We start from the raw sequence: 20,433 nt of genomic DNA on the forward strand, positions 1-20,433 counted from the left end.
CGAACGATCGGGCCATCGACGCGACGGGATGTGCCCCCGGTTCGCGACCTCGCGACGGGGATCGGGCCTCAGCCCCAACGTCAGGTCCATTTTATGCGATCTTTCGACGCATTTCAACTAAAGATGGGCTCGAAGACCCTGGTCGCCGCTCAGGAGTGCGCCGTACAATTGTCCGTACGAAGGAAGGAGGCTGCTGACGTGGCTGCGACTGCGCGCATGGAATTTCGGGTCAGCCCGGCGGGCCGGGCCCGGATCGAGAGAGCGGCCGAACTCGCCGGCGAGCCGGCCTCTACTTTTGCGCGCAACGCCGCGGAGGAACGCGCCGAGCAGGTGCTCCGTGAATACGAGGCGACCACGCGAGTTCCAGCCGAGTACTTCGACGAACTTTGGGATGCGTTGAATGCTCCAGCTGAGCCCAACGCTCCGACCCAGGCCGCCTTCGAGCGACTCCGCGCCTTAGCCCGTGGCTGATGGGCTGCCGTCCGAACGCTTCGAACCGGAAGTCCACGACGCTTCAGAGTTCACGTGCGGCGTGAACGTTATGGACGCGTGGCTCCGCGACAATGCCGCGGATGCCGCACGCCGTAGGACATCGACCACCTGGGTGTGGGCTGATGACAGTCGAGTCGTCGCCTATTACTCACTCTCAGGCCACAAGGTCGCGCGCGGTGAGGTTCCGCGAGACATCGGCCGCGGTGGACCGCAAGAGATCCCAGCGGTACTCATCGGCAAGCTCGCGCTCGACCAAAGTCGTCAAGGTCAGGGCCTCGGAGGGCTGCTCCTCGCAGACGCCTTGACTCGATTCCTCGCTGCTACGCAGATCGTGGCGGCCCGACTGGTTGTCGTCGATGCGCTCGACGACGACGTCGCTCGGTACTACGAGCATTACGGGTTCGACCGCGTCCCCGGCAGCCTCCGCCTGGTCCGGAGGGTCAGCAGCATTGAAGCCGACTTCGGCGGTACGCTCCCGGGCTTGTGACGCCCGGTTTGCTTGCGCTCCAGTTCCCTAATTCGTGCCTGGCCGCTCGGCAGGTGACGTGCTCAAAGACCTCACCGTAGCCAGGAGACGAGGCATACGATCGCGCCATGACCAACGCAGTGAGCGTGTATCTGAGCACGATCGAGGGTGCCGATCGTGCCGCGCTCGAGCGCGTCTACGCGATCGCGCTTCGAGTGGTACCTGAGGCGGAGGAGGGCACCAGCTACGCCATGGCTGCCCTGCTCTACCGTGGCAAGGGCCTGATCGCAGCGGTACAGGCGAAGAAGTTCCTGTCCCTCTACCCGTTCAGCGGCCGGGTCATCGCCGGAAACCTCGACCTGCTTGCCGATTTCGAAACAACAAGGGGAAGCATCCACTTCTCCGCGGAGAATCAACTACCGGATCCCGTCTTGCGCCGCATCGTCATCGCACGACGAGCCGAGATCGACGAAAGCGTGCGATAGAACCGCTTCCGGACTGTCGGCCACCTGCCAACCCCTCACTGGCAGTTCGCGCCACGGTTCCCGACGAGAACCGGTGAAGGATCCTCTAACGGGACGGCTTGCACGTTGTGGCTCGCGCGCCCCGCGGACAATCTATGTGGCGGAGATCACGGACAATCCGCTGGCGAAAGCGCCTGAGAACAGCTGATTGCGACAATCTGCTGAAGGCGCCGACACGAGCCCACCGCTGTCAGCGGCTTGTAGCCAACCGAGCCTGGCGTGTACGTCCTGGCACCGTCGGGCGCAATCAGCAACGCGCAAGGTCGATGTGCGGCGCCACGGAAGCACGTCAATGGACGTTGTAGACGACAACTCCCGAGACGATCAGCGCGATCCCCACTAGCACGACCGCCCACACGGGGACAGGCGAGCGGGGCTTTCCGGCCGCGACTCGTCGGTCCCCCCGCCGTCGATCCATCCGCAGAAGCCACGGTTGCAGGGCAATCCCAACACCCCCGAGGGCAAGAAAGACAATTCCAGCCAGTCCCGCATCAATTGCACCTGACTCTTCGGCGACGACACATACCCGCGAAGCTAACCTTTGATGATCCGCTTGAGCGCCATATTCAGCTTCGGTCGGTGGAATGATTCCGTTTCGATTGCGAGCAGAGACTCGATGGGGGCCGTCGCGGTCGGCTCACGCAAGAGGCCCAACGCGTGCGCAGCCGAGGAGTACACCCCGTCGGTCCGGTCTTCCAGCAATTCCATCAGCACTGGCACGGACTCGTCTCGGCGCTTCTTAAACCGGCCGAGCGCCTCTGCAGGAAGCTTTCGCGCGCTCCCGTTCTTGGGATTGGCGACGATCTCGATGAGAGCATCGACATCGTCCACGGAAGCAACCCGCGCAAACGCGTTTGCAAGCTTGAACCGTCTCGAGTCCGGCCCCGGATCGCTATCCGGGTCTACGCGAGCGAACTCCTCGATCAGCGCCCTTTTGCCGCCGGGTTGCGCCCAACGGTCGCTCAAGATCTCCGCAACCTCGCCAACGACAGTGAGGTCGTGGATCTGAGACAGCGAGCGAGCAAGAATCGGCACAGCCCGATGATCGGGATGCAACCTCAACTGCGACAGTCGGTCGCCCTCGAGCCTTACCCCGGCCCCCCGCAGGTCAGCGATCAGCTCGGCTGTGGCACGCGCATACGATTCAAACGCCGCCTTTCTCCGAAGCAGGAACTCGTAATAGTCCTCCACATCCGTATGCGGGTTGGGTAAGTTCGCCCCGAGCTCAGCCGCCAGGGCGAACACATCATCGAAGGTCACCATCCGATCACTCCACCGTGAACTGGAATGTCGCCTTCTTTGGGCCTCGCATGCCTCGCCCAGTCACGGATCGTATCCACGTGGGCGTTATCGAACTCGGTAACCGATGCGATCGGACGGGGCTTGGACCACAACGGTGTGATCGGGCTGTAGAGCTCTGCTCCACGGCTGGTCTCCCACTGCACGAAGACATAGCCCTTGGTTACCCGCCGGATCTGTCTGAGCGGAATGCGCCTGTCCCAAAGCATTCCCCGAATGATGAGATCGTCACCCCGGCGAGTCGCCCCCGCATAGAGAACCCATCTCGCAGCGAAATAGCTCGACGAAAGCGCGAGAACAGCACAGACAAATACAGCGCCAGGAGTTGGCTCCGCCATCCACGTTTGTACTGATACGGCGATAATGACACCGGCTGGCAGAAGGGCTCCGAACCGCTGTAACCAATGCGGCCTCAATAGGATCGGCTGGTTGTCGTGTGCCGGTGGTTCCAAGTCTCAGCTCCAGTCTCAGAACGCGAAGCGCCCGCTCCAAGAGTTTAGGCCTGCACGTATGGCCAACGGGGCAAATCGAAGTCGACAAGGTTGCGGCTGCGACAGGACGGCCGCGAACCGATCATTGGCCATCCGAGCAGTGATCACCCGAGCGGTTCGCCGACCCGAGACCGCTCGCGGAGTCGCGGCCGCTGACGCGCCGCAGCGACCGCGGGAGCGGGCACCGACGCACCGACTGTGTTCTCCAACGTGCCGACGCCCTCCACGACCATCGTCACCACATCGCCCTCACGCAGCGGCGCCGGGTCGAGCGCGCCGCGCCTCCCCCAGAGCTCGGCGAGGCAGCCGCCGTTGCCGGTCGTGCCGGAGCCCAGCACGTCGCCCGCGACCACGCGCGAGTTGCGGGAGGCGTAGGCCACGAGCTCGGGGAAGGGCCAGCCCATGTTCGAGACGAGATCGTGGCCGATGACCGTGCCGTTGACCGAGACCTCGGCGCGGACGGCGAGGAACCCCTCCCCGTCGACGTACTGCTCGAGCTCGTCGGCCGTGACGATCCACGGGCCGAGGCTCGTGCCGAAGTCCTTGCCCTTGGAGGGGCCGAGCCGGACCTTCATCTCGCGCGACTGCAGGTCGCGAGCCGACCAATCGTTCATGACCGTGTAGCCGAAGATCGCGTCGCCCGCCGCGGAGGCGTTGAGGTTCGATCCGCCCGCCCCTCCGATCACCGCCGCCAGCTCGAGCTCGAAGTCGAGCCGCTCCGACACGGGCGGCCGGAGGGTCTCGCCCGGAGCCAGGACCGTGTGCGGGTTCGTGAAGTAGAAGGTCGGCGCCTGGTACCACTCCGGGACGACCTCGCTCTTGCCGTCGACCGACGCGCTGACTCCCTCCACGTGCTCCTCGAACGCGACGAAGTCGCGGATGGAGGCGGGCACCAGCGGGGCGAGCAGGGTCACGTCCGCCAGGGCCGCGCCTCCCTCACCCGACGCACGCTCGTGCAGAACACGGGCCGCATCGAGACCGCCCGCGAGCACGGAAGCCGTCGTGACGCCATCGGGGAACGGGACGACGCGGTCGTCGATGACGAACCCCTCCCGGGTTGCGCCGTCGTGCGTCCAGCGTGCGAGCCTCATGCGCGCACCGCCTGCGCGAGCAGCGCCTCCGCGTTGCCGCTCAGGATGCGCTCCTCCACCTCGCGCGGCAACCCGACCGACCGGACGAAGCCCACCGGGTCGTCGGGCCCCATGTCGAACGGGAAGTCGCTCCCCATCACGACCTGCGAGGCACCCGCGACGGCCAGCAGCTGCCTGAGCGCCAGCGGGTCGTGGACGACGGTGTCGAACCAGATCCGGCGCAGGTAGCTCGACGGCTCGTGGGCGCAGCCGTGGGCCTCCGGGCGCACGCGCCAGGCGTGGTCGGAACGCCCGATCGCGGTCGGGAGGTAGCCGCCTCCGTGTGCGGCGACGAGCCGCAGCCCCGGGAAGCGGTCGAGCACGCCGCCGAAGATGAGGTGCGACAGAGCGACCGCGTTCTCGACCGGCTGCCCCACGGTGTTGGAGAGGTAGAAGCGGTCGAGCCGCTCGTCGAGGCTGCAGCCGAACGGGTGGAGGAACACGACGGCTCCCAGCTCCTCCGCACGCGCCCAGAACGGGTCGAGTCGCGGGTCGGAGAGCTCCACATCGCCGGCGAACGACGAGATCTCGACCCCCGCGAGCCCCCGGCCGAGCACAGCGTCGTCGAGCAGCTCGGGAATGCGCGACGGATGCTGCAGCGGGACCAGGCCCAGCCCGGTCAGCCGGTCGGGGGCCCCGGCGACGTGCTCGGCCGTGACGCGGTTCGCCTCCGCGGCGATCCACACGGCGAGCTGCTCCTCGGCCCACGGGTAGAAGTGACTCGGGGAGGGACTGACCCACTGGCGCTCGACGCCCTGGGCGTCCATCGCCGCAAGCCGCGCCCCGAGGTCGGTCAGTCGCGGGAATCGCTCGCCGATCATGCGGCCCGAGGCGGCCAGGCTCTCGGGTCCGTTGCGTCGCGCCTCTAGGGCCTGCGCCTCCGCGAACGCCTGGGGGGCCCGGCGCTCGACCTCGGCCTGCAGGGAGGGGAGGAGGAGGTGCGCGTGAACGTCGGTCACGCCTCCCGTCGCGGCGTTCATGCCGGCTCCGCCATCTTGTGCGCGATGCCGAAGATCAGGCCGGGCGCGTCCGCGTCGCGGTCGCCCTCGATCTGCCACCGGCCGAGCTGGACCGACGCCTCCACGACCGCGTGCGCCCGCGGGATGCGGCGCGCATGGAACTCGTCCCACAGGGACTGGTCGAGCGTGTCGCGGGAGGTCAGCAGCTCGCCGAGCACGAAGGCGTCCTCGAGGGCCTGCGCGGCTCCCTGCGCGATGGTGGGCGGGCAGCTGTGGGCGGCGTCGCCGATGATGACGACGCGGCCGCGGTTCCAGGGCGCCTCCACGATGTGGGAGGTGAACCAGGTGTAGTTGACATGCGCGCCGGCCGCGAGGTCCGAACGGATCTGCTCCCACGGCCCCTGGTAGGCCTGCGACTCCTCGAGCATGATGCGGGCCGCCTGGTCGTCGTCGACGCCGACGCGGTCCTGCGCCTTCTCGACGAGGAAGGCGTACATCGTGTCCTCGCCTGTGGGCGTATAGCCCGCGATGTAGACCGGCCCGCCGTAGTAGAGCTCACTGCGGGTGACCTCGGCCGGGCGCGAGACGAACGACCGCCAGATCCCCATCCCGGTCGGCTCGGGGGTGGTCTCGATGCCGATCAGCCCGCGCACGGTCGAGTTGAGGCCGTCGGCGCCGATGAGGAGGTCGAACTCGCCCGCGGGCTCGCCGTTGACCTCGACGCGCACCACGTCGCCGGCCTGCTCGACACCGGTCACCTTGCTGCCCCAGTGCACGCGCACACCGAGCTGCTCTGCACGCTCGAACAGGATGCGAGCGAGGTCGGGGCGGTACATGCCCATGGCCGCCGGGTAGTCCGGGCCCCCGGTCTTGACGTCGGGCAGCTCGGCCACGATCGGCGCACCCGGGCCCGGCGCGCGGAGGTTGAGGCCCTCGAACACGTAGCCCGCGTCGCGCACCGCCTCCCAGACGCCGAGGCGGTCGAAGACGCGCAAGGCGTTGCCCTGCAGGGTGATGCCCGAGCCGAGAGCGCTCAGCTCCGGCTTCGCCTCGAAGACGTCCACCTGGGCGCCCGCCTCGGCGAGGAGGATCGCCGCGGCCATCGCCGCGACGCCGCTGCCGGCGATCGCTGTCCGGTCGACTGCTGTCATGTCAGACCTCTCTGTTCTCATGGATCTCTGGTGCTGCCGGCTCTGGTCCGCGTCGATCAGAGTACGGCGATGGGGTTGACGGGCGACCCGACCGCGCCGGTGATGCGCAGCGGCGCAGCGGTCAGGAGGAACTCGTACCGGCCGAGCTCCGCGCAGGCCTCGGCCAGCTCCTCCAGGTCCCACAGCTCGCCGATAGTGAGCCCGATGTTCGGGATCGCGACCTGATGCAGCGGCTGGAAGGCCGGCACGTCGAACTCGTTCGGCCGGACCTCGAAGCCCCAGGTGTCGGTCGCGATCGCCGCGATCTCGGTGTCGTGGAGCCAGCCGGCCGTGGTCAGCGAAAGGCCCGGGGCCGCGCCTCCGGCGTAGTCGCCCCAGCCGTCGCGGCGGGCGCGGGCGAGGTGGCCCGTGCGGATCACGACGATGTCGCCGCGCCCGACAGAGCTGGAGGCGCCCTGCGCCTCGATGCAGGAGCGCAGCTCCGCGGGCGTGATCGCATAGCCGTCGGGCAGTTCGCCCGTCTCCGGGTTCAGGTGGCGGCCGAGGTCGAGCAGCACACCGCGCGAGACGATGACCCCGGCCGCGTGCTCGATGCCCGTGACGAGGTCGCCGTCACTCGTGACGACGTCTCCCGCACGACGACCGTTCCAGGCGCGGCCGTGGTCGAAGATGTGGCCGAGGCCGTCCCACTGGGTGGAGCACTGGAGGGGCATGGCGATGACGTCGTCCGCCCCTCCCAGCCCGTGCGGGAAGCCCTGGTTGCCGCGCTCGGCGTCGGTGCCCGTGTCGAGCATCGTGTGCACCGGGTTGGTGCGCCGGCGCCAGCCCTTCTGCGGGCCGTTCATGTCGAACGACTGCGAGAGCGAGACGGCACGACCGTCGCGGACGAGGGCCGCCGCCTCCGCGCGCTTGGCGTCGTCGATGAAGTTGAGTGTGCCGAGGCGGTCGTCGTCGCCCCAGCGGCCCCAGTTGCGGTACGCCTCCGCGCGGGCCGCGATCTCCGCCTCCGGGTCGGTGCGGTCGAGCTCCGACGGATCCTCTGTCGGGGGCTGCCCGGTACCGGTCCGGGTGTTGGTGTCCGTCATCGCTGACGCTCCTCCTTCTTCTCATCGACGCAGCGCACGACCTGCGTGCCGAGGCCCTCGATGCTGCCGGTCATGACGTCGCCGTCGCGCAGGAACCGCTTCCAGTGCTGTCCGTTGCCCGCCGGGCTGCCGCTGAGCAGCAGGTCTCCAGGGAGGAGCGGCATGGTCTGCGAGGCACCCGAGATGAGCGCCGGGAGGTCGAACAGCAGGTCGTCGGTGGAGGCGTCCTGCATCACCTCCCCGTTCAGCTCGAGCCGCAGGTTCAGGCTCGACGGGTCGACGAACGGAGTGGGGACGAGGAAGGGGCCCGTCGGCAGGAACCCGGGGGCGTTCTTGCTCCGGTACCAGTCGGTGCCGATCTCCTTCATGTCCTTGCGGAACACGAGGTCGCGGGTCGTGATGTCGTTGCAGATGGTGTAGCCGGCGACGTGATCGAGCGCCTCCTCGCGGCTCACCCGGAAGGCGGGTGCTCCGATCACGACGGCGAGCTCCAGCTCCCAGTCGTGCACGTCGCTATACGAGGGCAGCGCGAGCGGCACGTCGTCGCCGACCACGCATGCCGGCAGCCCGATGAAGAAGTACGGTTCTCCCTCGGCCTTGCGCCGGTCCATCATGTCGGCGGCGAAGGCGCGCGCCTCCTCGGGTGTCCGGCTGCCGTCCTGCGTCAGGCCGGCGGCGACCAGCTGGATCACGTGCTCGCGGTAGTTCGCGCCGGTCTGCAGAACCTGGCGCGGCTCGACCGGGGCGGTCAACGTGACCTCGGCCAGGTCCCTCCACGGCCCGTCGCCGCCGGCAAGCGACGCGAGACGGTCCCAGTCGGGTGCTGCCAGGAACCCGTTCAGGTCCGCGGCGCCGAGCTCGTCGGGGCCGAGCGGTCGGATGCGCTCGCCGGCGACGAGGCCGAGCTGCACGCGGTCGCCGTCACGGTAGCGCGCCAGGGCGTACGGGGCGTCGAGTCGATCGGTCGTCATCGAGATCCTCCTCGGATGGTGCACGGAGGCGGCCGGTGGATGGATGGGCACGGCCGCCCCCGAGTCGGTCGGCTCAGCCGCGGCCCTGGACGGCGTACGGGTTGAGCAGCGCCTCCTTGATCTCGTCCGGCACGCCCTCCTCCGTGGCGCTCGGGCCGTCGGCGGGCGGGAACGACTCCGTCATCGACATCGGCATCGCGCTGTTGCGGTAGAAGTTGTTCGATCCGAGCGAGGGCTTCCAGGTGTTCGGCTCCCAGTCCGGCACGTAGTTGCGGTAGCCGCCGGTGTTGAGCTCGATCCGGAGGGATGACGGCTCGCGGTAGTAGAGGAAGTTCTGCTCGCCGATGCCGTGGATCGAGGGGCCGTACTCGATCGGGATGCCGTTCTCCATGAGGACGTCGGCGGCGATGAGGAGCTCCTCCCGGGTGTCGACCCAGAAGGCGTAGTGGTTCACGCGGCCGGCGCGGGTCGAGCCGTCGAGGACGACACCGAGGTCATGAGACTTCTCGTTCGTGGTGAGCACCGAGAACACCGAGATCGGGGCCTCGTCGAGCACCGTGCGGGCCATGATGCGGAAGCCGAGGACGTCGTTGTACCACTTCGCGAAGGCGTCGACATCGCTGGTCGCGACGGTGACGTGGTCGAGCTGGCGCGGGGCCCCGGCGACGGAGCTGCGCTTCTCGGGACGGTCGGGGTAGATGGAGGCGACGTGCCCGGGGGCCTGGTGGCGGGTGACATCCCAGTGGAGGGTCATCGAGTGACCCCACGGGCCGACGAACCGGTACGCCCGCCCGATCTTGTGCTGGTCGACCCAGCGCCCCTCCACGCCGGCGGCCTCGAGCCGGCTCACGGCCTCCGTGAGCGCCTCCTCGCTGGAGGTGCGCCAGGCCATCGTCTCGAGCGACGGCTCGTCGCCGGGGACCACGACGACGGAGTACGCGTAGTAGTCGCCCCAGCAGCGGAGGTAGACGCGGCCGTCGACACGGTCCACGACCGTCAGCCCGACCTGCTTGACGTAGAAGTCCACCGAGGCCTCGACGTCCGGCGATGTGATGGCCACGTACGAGAGGTGGGAGAGCAGCTTGATCATCCTCGATCGTTCCTTTCCAAGGGGCGCGGAATCCGCCCGGTTTCCAGGATCGCCGGGCCGCCGGTATCGGGGAACCGCAGTTTGGCTATCCAGCGGATCGGACAGATTTATACATTCCGCGCGGACTTCTTTCGCGGAGAGGCAGAAGGGAGGCGCGATCGCCACACATGTAGGCGTCGCTGTGCGAGAATCGGCCAATGGCGAGCGAGTCAACCCTGCGCTTCGGCGCCCAGACCGACGAGGCGACGAGCCTCCTCCGGATCGTCAACATGGTCCGCTCGGGCGAGGCGACGACCCGCCCGGAGGTGGGCCGGCTCACCGGGCTCGGCCGCGGCGTCGTGACGCAGCGCGTCGACACCGCGATCGCCCTCGGCTACCTGGAAGAGGGAGGCCTCGCCCGCTCCTCCGGGGGCCGCATGCCGCGCACCCTCCGCTTCCGCTCCGACCGCGGCCGCCTCCTCGTCTGCGCGCTCGGTGCCCTCCACATCCGCGTGGGCATCACCGACCTCGACGGCTCGATCATCGCCCACAGCGCGCGCGCCTGGGACATCGCCCGAGGCCCCGCCGAGACGCTCGACACCGCGATCGGCATGATCGACGAGCTCATCGACGCCCACCCCGGTGCCCCGGTCTGGGCGGCCACCGTCGGCGTGCCCGGTCCGGTCGACTTCGCGACGGGCCGGCCGGTCGCGCCTCCCATCATGCCCGGATGGAACGGCTTCGACGTCCGCCGCCGGTTCGAGCAGCACTACGACGTGCCGGTGTGGGTCGACAACGACGTGAACCTCCTGGCCTTCGGCGAGCGCACCCGCCGGTCGGGCGAGCCGATCGACCTCATCTACTGCAAGGTCGGCTCGGGCATCGGCGCCGGCCTCATCTCGCAGGGCCACGTGCATCGCGGGGCGAACGGCGCCGCCGGTGACATCGGCCACGTGCGCGTGCGCGACTCGGAGGCGCTGTGCCGCTGCGGCAAGCTCGGCTGTCTGGAGGCGGAGGCGAGCGGATGGGCCCTGGTCCGGCAGGCGGAACGCGCCCTCGCCGACGGCGCGACCGGCTACCTCGCCGACCGGGTGGAGGCGGGCCAGCCCGTGACCCCGGAGGGCATCTCGATCGCCGCCGAGGACGGGGACGCGCTCGCCATCTCGCTCATCCAGCAGTCCGCCCGACTCGTCGGCGAATCGATCGCGGCCCTGGTCAACATGTTCAACCCGAGTGTCATCGTCATCGGAGGCGCGGTGGCCGCAGCAGGAGAGCTCTTCCTCGCCGAGGTGCGGCAGCGGGTGTACGAGCTGTCGCTCCCCCTGGCGACGCGCGACCTGACGATCGTCAACTCGGTGAACGACGAGCGGGAACCCCTCCGCGGCGGGGCCGAACTCGCGCGCGAGCAGCTCTTCGACGTGACCTTCCCGCGGTGGTTCGCGGCGGGACGTCCGACGATCGAGAACGTGCGGCCCGAGGCGGCCGCCGGTGGGCGGGCGGCGGCCGCGATGGTGGAGGCGGCGGCCGGGCGGTAGGGGGCGCGCCGGCCGGCCGAGCGGTAGGCCAGCCGGGCTTCCCGAGGACGCCGCGGCTGGCGGAGGCACGTTCCGGGCGCGTCGAGCTTCGCTCGGGCGGTTATCCACAGGCGAGGCCGGCGTCCAGCCCGTGAGACGTCGCTCGTGGCCCCCTCAGGCGCGAAACGGCGCCCTGAAGGGGCCATTAGTGCCATCTCAGCCGAGAGCGGACGCGCCGCGAGGGCACGGACGCCCGAGGGCGCATGCGCGCCGAGGGCGCCCCGCTGGCGGAGCCACCCTCCGCGCCGACCGCGCTGCGCTCAGGCGGTTATCCACAGCCGAGACGCGGACCCCGGCCCTGAGACGTCACTCGTGGCCCCCTCACCGCCGAAACGGCCCCCTGAAAGGGCCATTAGTGCCAACTCAGCCGAGGAGGAGTCGCCGCGAGGGCACGGACGCCCGAGGGCGCATGCGCGCCGAGGGCGCCCCGCTGGCGGAGCCACCCTCCGCGCCACCCGAGCTGCGCTCAGGCGGTTATCCACAGCCGAGACGCGGACCCCGGTGCTGAGACGTCACTCGTGGCCCCCTCACCGCCGAAACGGCACCCTGAGGCGGCCACTAGTGCCAACTCAGGCGCGGAGGCGGCGCCGAGGGCGCCCCGCTGGCGCAGCCACCATCCGCGCCGGCCTAGCTGCGCTCAGGCGGTTATCCACAGCCGAGACGCGGACCCCGGTGCTGAGACGTCACTCGTGGCCCCCTCACCGCCGAAACGGCCCCCTGAAAGGGCCATTAGTGCCAACTCAGCGGAGAAGGGAGGGCGGGGAAGGGAGGGCGGGGAAGGGAGGCGGAAGCCCCCATCACTCCCGGCTCGTCGAGAACGCCGCGTCGAAAGCGGCCGCCGGCGGCGTGATCGCGTTCAGCTTCCGCACGAACGCGATCGCCTCGGGCGCCCCGTCGAGGCGGTCCATGCCGGCGTCCTCCCATTCGACGCTGGTCGGGCCGTCGTAGCCGATGGCGTTCAGGGCACGGAACAGCGGCTCCCACGGGACCTGCCCGTGCGCCGTCGACACGAACGTCCAGCCGCGCCGTGGGTTCGCCCACGGGAGGTGCGAGCCGAGCACCCCGTTGCGGCCGTCGAGGTTGGTGATCGACTCCTTCACGTGCACGTGGAAGATGTGGTCGGCGAAGTCGAGCACGAACGCCACCGGGTCCAGCTGCTGCCACATGAAGTGGGAGGGGTCGAAGTTGATCCCGAAGCTCTTACGGTGCCCGATCGCCTCCAGGGTCGCCTTGGCCGTCCAGTAGTCGTACGCGATCTCAGAGGGGTGCACCTCCAGCGCGAACCGGACCCCGACCTCCTCGAAGACGTCGAGGATCGGGTGGAACCGGTCGGCGAAGTCCTGGTATCCCGCGGCGATCCACTCGTCGGAGGCCGGCGGGAACATGGCCACGGCCTTCCAGATCGAGGATCCGGTGAACCCGGTCACCGTCGTCACCCCGAGCGCGGCCGCCATGCGAGCGGTCAGCTTCAGCTCCTCGGCAGCGCGCTGACGCACGCCCTCCGGGTCGCCGTCGCCCCACACCCGGTCGTTGAGAATGTCGCGGTGCCGCTCGTCGATCGGGTCGTCGCATACGGCCTGACCGGCGAGGTGGTTCGAGATCGTCCACACCTTGAGGCCGTTGCGCTCGAGGATGTCCTTCCGCGACTGCACATACTCGGCGTCTTCCCACCGGGAGACGTCGAGGTGGTCGCCCCAGCAGGCGATCTCGAGCCCGTCGTAGCCCCACTCGCCGGCGAGGCGGGCCACCTCCTCGAACGGCAGGTCGGCCCACTGGCCGGTGAACAGCGTGATCGGACGCGCCATGGTCCCCTTCTTCCTGAAGATCCGGCCTCGCGGCGAGGCCCGGTGTGTCGGTTGATCAGACCCGGGCCGCCGCGGCGACGCGGACCCAGGCGGAGTCGTTCGCGGAGCTCGCCTCCACGGCCTCCAGCACCCTTTGTACGCTCAGACCCTCAGCGAAGGTGGGATGCGGGTCCGCACCCTCCGCGATCGCGCCCACGAGGTCGACGACCTGGTGCACGAAGCCGTGCTCGTAGCCGAGCATGTGGCCCGCGGGCCACCAGTTCGCGACGTAAGGGTGGACCGGCTCGGTCACCAGGATCTTCGTGAACCCCTGCACCTCGGCCGGTGCGGTGCGGTCGTAGAACTGGAGGGTGTTGAGGTCCTCGAGGTCGAAGCGCAGCGCGCCGAGCGTCCCCGACACCTCGATCGAGAGCGCGTTCTTGCGGCCGGTCGCGAACCGGGTGGCCTCGAACGAGACGAGTGCACCCTCGGCGAGACGGCCGGTGAAGAGCGCGAGGTCGTCGACCGTCACGTCGCCGTACCCCTCCCCCGCGCTGCCGGAGAGACCCGAGCCCGATGCCTGGAGCGGTCGCTGCTTGACGATCGTGTCGACGACGCCGGAGACCGCCTCCACGGGCTGCCCGGTCACGAACTGCGTCATGTCGATGATGTGCGCGCCGATGTCGCCGAGCGCCCCCGAGCCGGCGTGCTCCTTCTGGAGGCGCCACGCCAGCGGCATCTCGGGGTCGACGAGCCAGTCCTGGCGGTATGCGGCCCGGACCTGCTGCACGCGCCCGACCCTCCCGGCCGCGACCAGATCGCGCAGCAGGGTCACAGCCGGCACCCGCCGGTAGGTGAAGCCGACCATCGCGCGCACCCCGCGCTCGGCGGCGCGGGCGGCGGCGTCGGCCATCGCCTCCGCCTCCTCCACGGTGTTGGCGAGCGGCTTCTCGCAGAGGACGTGCTTCCCGGCCTCCAGCGCGGCGATCGCGATCTCGGCGTGCGAGTCGCCGGGCGTCACGATGTCGACGATGTCGATGTCGTCGCGGGAGACCACCTCGCGCCAGTCGGTGTCCGACTCGTCCCAGCCCCACCGCTCGGCCGAGCGGGCCGTCGCCGCGGCGTCGCGCCCGACGATCACGGCCATCTCGACGCGCTCCGGCAGCGCGAACACCGCCGGAGCCTGCCGCCAGCCGACCGAGTGCGCCGCGCCCATGAAGCCGTGGCCGATCATGGCCACCCGCAGCGTCATGCGAGCACCACGTCGCGCTCGACCGGGACGCGGTTGGTGACGTACCGGCCGGGGCCGCCGTCGACCCCGGGCATGATCTGCATGTACAGGAGGCGCATGGTCAGCACGACCTCGACCGTCAGCTTCTCCCCTGGCGCGGGCACCGGGTTCAGCGGGATGACGATGTCCGGCCGGTCGGCGACGAACCAGAGCGTCTCGGACTGCTCGGGCAGCTCCTCCACGCGGTAGCTCGTGCCGTTCAACTCGAACCGCAGCGACTCCTTCGGGATCTCGACCCCGTCGACGGTGACCGCCACGTCGTCGACGGCCGAGAGCCAGAGGCTCCGGTACCAGGGGATCTGCACCGAGACCGCGATGCCGTCGTCGGTGCGGCGGACATCCTTCTCGGAGAACAGGGAGTTGTGGGTTGCCATGGTGTGTTCCCTACTCGTAGGTGTCGATGAAGGTCTCGTGCGGCACCGGCGGCACGGGCTCGAGCTTCTGCACCGTGCTGGGGCTGTACGGGTGGTTGTGCGAGGGCGCCGGCTCGTCGGCCGGCGGCATGAAGACCGGCTTGCCGTCGTCGCCGAAGTACATGAGGTCGAGGTCGAAGGCGTCCTGGTTCTTCTCGCCGAAGCTGACCCAGTTCTCCTCGAAGGGCGCCCGGGCGAGTTCGTAGCAGCGGAACTTCCAGAACTTCCACTCGCCGTCCTGGCACAGGAAGTCGATGGCGTACTTGCACCAGACCCAGTGCGCCCAGACCTTCTTGCCCTGCACCTCCCCCGGCGAGTACATGTAGTCCGGGCTGTTCTTGGCGACCTCCGGGTCGGTGAGCCCCGACTCGGTGCCCGCCATCAGCCAGACGCCCTTGGCCGTCCTGCCGTCGGCCGCCACCTCGATGACCGGGGTGGTCGTCGCGTGGAGGATCAGCTTGCCGACCGGGGAGGGACGCCCGCGGTGGTACCGCGTCACGCTCTCCCACGTGGTGTACTGCCCGGCGTTGGTGTACCGGGCCCGGATGCCCTCGGTACCCTCCTTGACCCAGAACGGGATGATCTGCTCATCCTGGAAGGCGTTGTGGAGGTACATGTAGCGGCTGAACAGGTTCTCGATCTCGCCGCGGTCGGCGGCTCGGCGGGCGAGAGCGCGCGTCTCGGCGAGCTCCTCCCTCAGCGTGGCCAGCTCCTCGCGGAGCGCGGCGCTCTCGTCGGCGACAGTGTCCGTCATGATGCCCGCTCCCGCTCAGGCCGGAACGCCGGCGACGGCTTCCTCGATCGTGCGCCGCATGAGCGCGTGCTGCTTCCTGACGAGGTCGATCGGGTCGGCCTCGCCGAGGTCCTGGAAGGCGTGTCCCTCCCATTCGCTGGAGAGGTAGCCCTGGTAGCCGCCCTGGACGAACTGGCGGACGATGCGCGGGATGTCCATGGCGGGCTCCTGCCCCTCCGCGTCGAGTCCAAAGAACTTCGCGTGCACGTGGAAGATCTGCGGCATGATGTCCAGCCACTCCTCCGGCGGGACGAGCCCGTGCATGTTGAACGCCAGGCGCGTGAAGGGTCCGAACCCGACCGGGTCGACGCCCTCGCCGGTGAGGTAGTCCTCGAACTTCTGGTTCCTCACGTGCATCGGGGTCGGCTCGTGCCAGATCTCGTCCATGACCGCGAAGTGCTTCTCGTCGAGGCCCATCTTCGCCAGCTGCGAGAGGAGGGTCGGCGACAGGCTGTGCATCGTGGAGGAGAAGTCGGCGGTGAAGCCCAGCCGGTCGCTCCCCAACTCGTCGTACAGCTCGCGGATGCCGACCACCTTGGGGTCGTTCGGCCCCTGCGGCGCGTGGATCTCGTAGCCGAGCCGCTGGTCGTACTTCTCGGCCAGCGGGAGGAGGCTGCGCAGCAGTTCGCGACCCGCCGACCGGATCACGACGCGCTTGAAGCCGAGCGTGTGCGCGGTCTTCAGTTGCCGAGCGAGGAAGTCGTGCTCCTCCTCCGGGGTCATGTCGCGGTCCTTGCGGCGGCCCATGTCGAGGTTGGTGCCCACAGCGCTCGGCTCGAGCTCGTACTTCTCCAGCGAGTCGAACCAGAGCTTGACGAACTCGTCGTCCACGTCGGGGTAGGTGCGCAGCAACTGGGCGATGTTGAACTCGACGCCCGGGCCGATCCCGTTCTCGGCGACGGCCGCGATCAGCGTCTCGGGCGTGTAGAGCCCGGCCGCGAACTCGCTCGTCATCGAGTAGAGGGTGGTGCCGAGTCTGATACCCGTGCCGGCGATGCCGTTCGGTTCGTTCTCGCTCATGCGGTCGCTCCTTCGATGCTCGGCAGCCAGGTCGTCAGCTGCGTCCGTGCCTCCGTGGCGTCGGTGACCATGCGGCTCCCGGCGTTCTGCGCGGCCGACCGCTGTACGGCCTGCTCGTCGCGGATGATCTCGAACGGCGACTGCCAGTAGTTCCAGTGCCACCCCTCGTATTCGCTCGAGATGGCGCCGTTGTAGCCGTTGCGGACGAGGAGCGCGACGAGGTCGCGGACGGGGACCGACGGCTCCTCGTGGTTCTCGTCGATGCCGAAGAACTTGCCGTGCACGTGCTTGATCCACGGCATGATCTCGAGCCAGTCGTCGACCCGCGCCGGACCGAACAGGCCGGTCGCGTTGATCGCGATGTCGATGCCGAGGTCGGGACGCCCGTTCTGCGCGGCGAGCGCGATGCAGCGACCGAAGCGCTGCCCGTGGTCGGCCTGATCGGCGGGAGGGCCGGCCCGGTAGAACTCGTCCCAGAGGGAGACGATCTTGCCGAGCAGCTCCTCGGAGGCGCCGCGCCGACGGTACGCCTCGATGAGCGACGGCGCGAACCCGGCGGTGGTCGCACCCCAGTCGGCGGTGAAGCCGAGGAACGGAGAGCCGACCTTCTCGTAGCGGTCGCGCAAGGCGAGGATGCGCGGGTGCGACGCGTACTGGTCGGCGTGCACCTCCAGGGCGAGCGTCACGCCGTAGCGCTCGGCCACCGGGGCCAGCGCCTCCATCGAGTCGGGCGTGATCGAGATCTGCACGCGGGCGATCGGGAAGCCGAGCTTGGCGGCGGCCTCGATCTGCTTGCGCATGTACTCGATGAGCTCGTCCTGGTTCAGCAGCCGGTCGCGGTGGATGCCGATGTCGGCGTTGATGGCGAGGGAGGTCTGGACGAGCCCGGTCTCCGCGATGAGGTCGCGGAAGCGGCCGGCGAAGGCGTCGTCGATCGCCGGGAACCCGCGGAAGCTCGAGAAGCCGATGATCTCGAGGCCCGGGCCGTAGCCCTCGGCTGCGACCTTCCGGATCAGTCCGTCGAGGTCGTACTCGCGACCGTGGAAGGCCCGGGTGAAGCTGTAGAGGGTGACGCCCTGGATGGGCGCTCCGAGGGTGCTGTCGCTCATGCGCTGACCGCCTTCATGCTCTTGCTGTCGTGCTCCTCGATGTGGAGCACCTCGTCGTCGCCGATGACGATGTACGGGATGTACAGCTTCAGGTCGACGTCGACGGTGTGGTCGTCGTCGCCTTCGACCGGGATGTCACCGGAGAGCACCGCCGAGTCGAGCGGGAACCACCACTCCTCGGTGTCGTCGGCCATCTCGGCGAAGGGCCGCTCGCGGCCGTTGAGCTCCCAGCGGAGGGTCTCGGCCGGAGCGGCGATGCCGTCGACCGTGAGGGTGGCGCCCGCGATGCAGGACGCCGGGAGGGCGCGATACCAGGGGATGCGCACCTCGACCGCGGCCCTCCGGCCGTCGGTGCGGAGCGTGCCCTGCTCGATGATGCGATCGGGGATCACCATGTCTCCTTGACTACTTTGTCCGGTTTACTTCAGAATAACGTCAGAATTAGACGTAAGCAAGCGTTCCGTCCCCGAGAGCTCCGAGGCGATGCGCCGGGCGCCCTTCACCGCGAGCGCGACCGAGGTCAGCGTCGGGTTGCAGGCGGTGGCCGTCGGGATGACGCCGTTGCCGGCGACGAACAGGCCCGGGACGCCCCAGACCTCGCTGTCCGGGCCGCAGACGCTCCGGCCGTCGTCCGTCTCACCCACGCGCGTGCTGCCCTGGTAATGGAGGGAGGCACCGAGCGGCATCGTGAACGGCCGGTCCCCGATGGGGTCGCCGACCGCCTTCGCGAGCTCGACGATCTCCGCCTGGGCGCGCTCGATCACGGCACGGTCGCGATCGGTGAGCGTGTAGTGGAGGCGCATCGCGGGCATCCCGTACCAGTCCCGCTGGTCGTCGCTGAACTCCACGCGGTCGTCCCACTGGAGATCCTTCGCGCAGAACAAGCCGAGCCCGACGATCGAGCCGGGCACGACCGGGTCGTCGTCGGCGAGGGGGATCGGGGAGGCGTCCAGCTGCATGACCTGGCCGTGGAACGGCATCGCGTCGGTGTAGGGCACCCAGCTGACGCCGCTCCGCTCGCTGATCGCACCGTCGATGACCTGGTCGGCTCCGACGTCGTCGGCCCCGGCTGCGACCTCGGCCGTGGCGACGCTCTCCGCATCGCGGATGCGGGTCGCGTAGACGACCTGGGTCTGGTCGTTGAGCATCCGGCCGAGAGCGGGAGGCCGGATGCCGCTCGCAAACAGCACCTGGGGGGTGCGCAGGGCATCGGCCGCGACCACGACGAAGGGTGCGCGCACCGTGTGCAGCTCGCCCGTGCGGCGGTCGCGCACCTCCACGCCCGCGGCCCGGCCCTCCTCCTGCAGCACCCGCGTGACCAGCGACTCGTCGTACAGGGCGAAGTCCGGGTTGGCGCGGGTCTCGTCGCCGAAGACGACGTCCGAGCCCGACCACACGAGGCGGCCGTCGTCGCGGCGGTGGACGGCCAGCGGCATCCGCTGCACACGCCGCTCCGGCGGTCGGCCGCCATCGACGACGGCGCCCAGCCGTTCCCGCACGAGCGCGGTGAAGGGCGCGCCGTCGAACGCGTCCGTGGTCACTCCGAGCAGGCGGTCGGCCTCGTCGAGCAGCTCGTCGAGCTCGGGGAGGAATGCGATGCGCTCGCTGTCGCCGGGCCTCGGGCACGCCCCCGTCCAGTGCGCGCCCATCCCGCCGACGTTGCTCGAGAAGGCGGCGACGGGGAGGCCGTCCTCGCCCGCCTCCTGGTATCCCTCCTCGAGCAGGTACGTCCCGGGGCGTGCACGCCGCAGACCAGCCGTCACGGCACCGGGCGAGCTGACGGTCGCGGCCCCGGCGCCCGGTCCCTCCGAGCGGTCCTGTGCCGCGGCGCGGAGCTCGGGGTCGGCGATGTTCTTGACGTGGGCGCCCGGCGGGTTCGAGACCGTCGGGCCCACTTCGAACAGCGCGATGGAGGCGCCTGGCGCCTCCTCGCTCAGGATGCGCGCGTACGCGGCTCCGGTCGGCCCACTGCCGACGATGACGACGTCGACCGCGTCGGGGTAGCGGCCGGTCATGCCGTCGCCGCCAGTTCGCGGATGAGCTCGACCGACGCGGCCGACTCCTGGGTGGGGTAGTACTCGAGGCCGATCGGCCCGTCGTAGCCGGAGGCGCGCAGGATGTTGAGGCGCTCCTCCCAGTTCAGGTCGCCCGAGCCCGGCTCGCCGCGCCCGGGGGCGTCTGCGAGCTGGACGTAAGCGATCAAGCCGCGGGCGTTCTCGAGCTCGGCGGCCATGTCCTCACCCTCGACGGCGGAGTGGTAGATGTCGTACAGCACGCCGAAGAACGGGGAGTCGACGCCGCGGGCGACGTAAACCGCCTCCGCCGTGCGGTCGAGGAGCGAGCCGGGGTGGTCCACGCGGATGTTGACCGGCTCCAGCGCGAGTGTGATGCCCGAGCCGTCGATCTGCTCGATAGCCTTCTGGTAGATCTCGACCAGCTTGTCGAGCTGGACCTGGCGCTTCCAGCCGCCGAAGCCCGTGCCGCTGCCGACGACGATGCGCGGGCAGCCGAGGTCCTGCGCGATCGCGACGCCCTCGTCGAGCTTGCGGTAGAACTCGGAGTGGTCCCACGGCGGGATCATGAACTGGGTCCGCGGCTCGGAGAGCTGCGCGGTGAGTTTCGTGCCCGTCTCCTCGAGGGCGGCCTTCAGCGCGGGGAGGTCTTTCGGCGTCGCGGGTGCGTCGACGCCCGTCGGGCCCCACATCTCCACGGCGGTGAAGCCGGCGGCCGCGGCCGCGCGCACACGGTCGTGGTAGTCGCCCGCCTCGGTGAAGAGCAGTTCGATGTTGGGAGCGAGCTCGTACATGGGTTC

20 protein-coding genes are annotated in these 20,433 nt (G+C 69.5%); 4 read left to right on the forward strand and 16 right to left on the reverse strand.

Annotated features, from left to right (window positions below; translation table 11 throughout):
- Positions 1 to 123: 123 nt before the first annotated feature.
- From FPT20_RS15420 to FPT20_RS15430, 3 genes are all read left to right on the forward strand, one after another.
- A complete protein-coding gene (locus tag FPT20_RS15420; protein ID WP_199245851.1) occupies positions 124 to 471 on the forward strand; it encodes a type II toxin-antitoxin system TacA family antitoxin in 348 nt (115 codons plus the stop codon).
- The gene (locus FPT20_RS15425; RefSeq protein WP_158866935.1) at positions 464 to 979 is read left to right on the forward strand and encodes a GNAT family N-acetyltransferase; all 516 of its coding nucleotides are present in this window, start codon (positions 464 to 466) and stop codon (positions 977 to 979) included. The genes FPT20_RS15420 and FPT20_RS15425 overlap by 8 nt, the downstream gene beginning before the upstream one ends.
- A gap of 107 nt (positions 980 to 1,086) precedes the next feature.
- Complete coding sequence (locus FPT20_RS15430; RefSeq protein ID WP_158866938.1) at positions 1,087 to 1,443, forward strand: iron chaperone; 357 nt, start codon at positions 1,087 to 1,089, stop codon at positions 1,441 to 1,443.
- Positions 1,444 to 2,016: 573 nt separating this feature from the next.
- Here the strand turns inward: FPT20_RS15430 and FPT20_RS15435 are convergent.
- The 7 genes from FPT20_RS15435 to FPT20_RS15465 form a co-directional block, all read right to left on the reverse strand.
- Complete coding sequence (locus FPT20_RS15435; RefSeq protein WP_158866941.1) at positions 2,017 to 2,745, reverse strand: HEAT repeat domain-containing protein; 729 nt, start codon at positions 2,743 to 2,745, stop codon at positions 2,017 to 2,019.
- A gap of 631 nt (positions 2,746 to 3,376) precedes the next feature.
- Entirely contained in the window at positions 3,377 to 4,363 is a 987-nt protein-coding gene (locus tag FPT20_RS15440; RefSeq protein WP_158866944.1) for a fumarylacetoacetate hydrolase family protein, read from the reverse strand.
- On the reverse strand, positions 4,360 to 5,382 hold the full coding sequence (locus tag FPT20_RS15445) for an amidohydrolase family protein (RefSeq protein ID WP_158866946.1): 1,023 nt from the start codon (positions 5,380 to 5,382) through the stop codon (positions 4,360 to 4,362). The genes FPT20_RS15440 and FPT20_RS15445 overlap by 4 nt, the downstream gene beginning before the upstream one ends.
- Positions 5,379 to 6,512 carry an FAD-dependent monooxygenase gene (locus FPT20_RS15450; protein ID WP_158866948.1) on the reverse strand — a complete coding sequence of 378 codons (1,134 nt, stop codon included), beginning with the start codon at positions 6,510 to 6,512 and terminating at the stop codon, positions 5,379 to 5,381. The genes FPT20_RS15445 and FPT20_RS15450 overlap by 4 nt, the downstream gene beginning before the upstream one ends.
- Positions 6,513 to 6,568: 56 nt before the next feature.
- Positions 6,569 to 7,597 (reverse strand): cyclase family protein, encoded by a 1,029-nt coding sequence (locus FPT20_RS15455; RefSeq protein ID WP_158866950.1) that lies wholly within the window; start codon positions 7,595 to 7,597, stop codon positions 6,569 to 6,571.
- A complete protein-coding gene (locus tag FPT20_RS15460) occupies positions 7,594 to 8,568 on the reverse strand; it encodes a fumarylacetoacetate hydrolase family protein (protein ID WP_158866952.1) in 975 nt (324 codons plus the stop codon). The genes FPT20_RS15455 and FPT20_RS15460 overlap by 4 nt, the downstream gene beginning before the upstream one ends.
- Positions 8,569 to 8,641: 73 nt before the next feature.
- Positions 8,642 to 9,658: a VOC family protein gene (locus FPT20_RS15465; protein WP_158866954.1), complete on the reverse strand. Its 1,017-nt coding sequence runs from the start codon at positions 9,656 to 9,658 to the stop codon at positions 8,642 to 8,644.
- Positions 9,659 to 9,855: 197 nt separating this feature from the next.
- On the opposite strand from FPT20_RS15465, the gene FPT20_RS15470 reads away from it, so the two are divergent.
- Complete coding sequence (locus tag FPT20_RS15470; RefSeq protein WP_158866956.1) at positions 9,856 to 11,172, forward strand: ROK family protein; 1,317 nt, start codon at positions 9,856 to 9,858, stop codon at positions 11,170 to 11,172.
- Positions 11,173 to 12,008: 836 nt separating this feature from the next.
- Here FPT20_RS15470 and FPT20_RS15475 read toward each other — a convergent pair.
- From FPT20_RS15475 to FPT20_RS15515, 9 genes are read right to left on the reverse strand one after another with little or no spacing between them, the layout of a single operon-like run.
- Entirely contained in the window at positions 12,009 to 13,016 is a 1,008-nt protein-coding gene (locus FPT20_RS15475; RefSeq protein WP_158866958.1) for a sugar phosphate isomerase/epimerase family protein, read from the reverse strand.
- A 55-nt stretch (positions 13,017 to 13,071) separates the two neighbouring features.
- Entirely contained in the window at positions 13,072 to 14,247 is a 1,176-nt protein-coding gene (locus FPT20_RS15480) for a Gfo/Idh/MocA family protein (RefSeq protein ID WP_233265563.1), read from the reverse strand.
- A complete protein-coding gene (locus tag FPT20_RS15485; protein ID WP_158866960.1) occupies positions 14,244 to 14,660 on the reverse strand; it encodes a C-glycoside deglycosidase beta subunit domain-containing protein in 417 nt (138 codons plus the stop codon). The genes FPT20_RS15480 and FPT20_RS15485 overlap by 4 nt, the downstream gene beginning before the upstream one ends.
- 10 nt (positions 14,661 to 14,670) lie before the next feature.
- On the reverse strand, positions 14,671 to 15,453 hold the full coding sequence (locus tag FPT20_RS15490; RefSeq protein WP_158866962.1) for a nuclear transport factor 2 family protein: 783 nt from the start codon (positions 15,451 to 15,453) through the stop codon (positions 14,671 to 14,673).
- A gap of 15 nt (positions 15,454 to 15,468) precedes the next feature.
- A complete protein-coding gene (locus FPT20_RS15495; protein ID WP_158866964.1) occupies positions 15,469 to 16,512 on the reverse strand; it encodes a sugar phosphate isomerase/epimerase family protein in 1,044 nt (347 codons plus the stop codon).
- Positions 16,509 to 17,621 carry a sugar phosphate isomerase/epimerase family protein gene (locus tag FPT20_RS15500; protein ID WP_158866966.1) on the reverse strand — a complete coding sequence of 371 codons (1,113 nt, stop codon included), beginning with the start codon at positions 17,619 to 17,621 and terminating at the stop codon, positions 16,509 to 16,511. The genes FPT20_RS15495 and FPT20_RS15500 overlap by 4 nt, the downstream gene beginning before the upstream one ends.
- A complete protein-coding gene (locus tag FPT20_RS15505) occupies positions 17,618 to 18,016 on the reverse strand; it encodes a C-glycoside deglycosidase beta subunit domain-containing protein (RefSeq protein ID WP_325064797.1) in 399 nt (132 codons plus the stop codon). The genes FPT20_RS15500 and FPT20_RS15505 overlap by 4 nt, the downstream gene beginning before the upstream one ends.
- Positions 18,017 to 18,040: 24 nt before the next feature.
- The gene (locus tag FPT20_RS15510) at positions 18,041 to 19,636 is read right to left on the reverse strand and encodes a GMC oxidoreductase (RefSeq protein ID WP_158866968.1); all 1,596 of its coding nucleotides are present in this window, start codon (positions 19,634 to 19,636) and stop codon (positions 18,041 to 18,043) included.
- On the reverse strand, positions 19,633 to 20,427 hold the full coding sequence (locus FPT20_RS15515; RefSeq protein ID WP_158866970.1) for a TIM barrel protein: 795 nt from the start codon (positions 20,425 to 20,427) through the stop codon (positions 19,633 to 19,635). The genes FPT20_RS15510 and FPT20_RS15515 overlap by 4 nt, the downstream gene beginning before the upstream one ends.
- Between the last annotated feature and the right edge of the window lie 6 nt (positions 20,428 to 20,433).

The organism is Leifsonia sp. AG29 (assembly GCF_009765225.1).
In the GTDB taxonomy this organism is placed as follows: Bacteria; Actinomycetota; Actinomycetes; order Actinomycetales; family Microbacteriaceae; genus Leifsonia.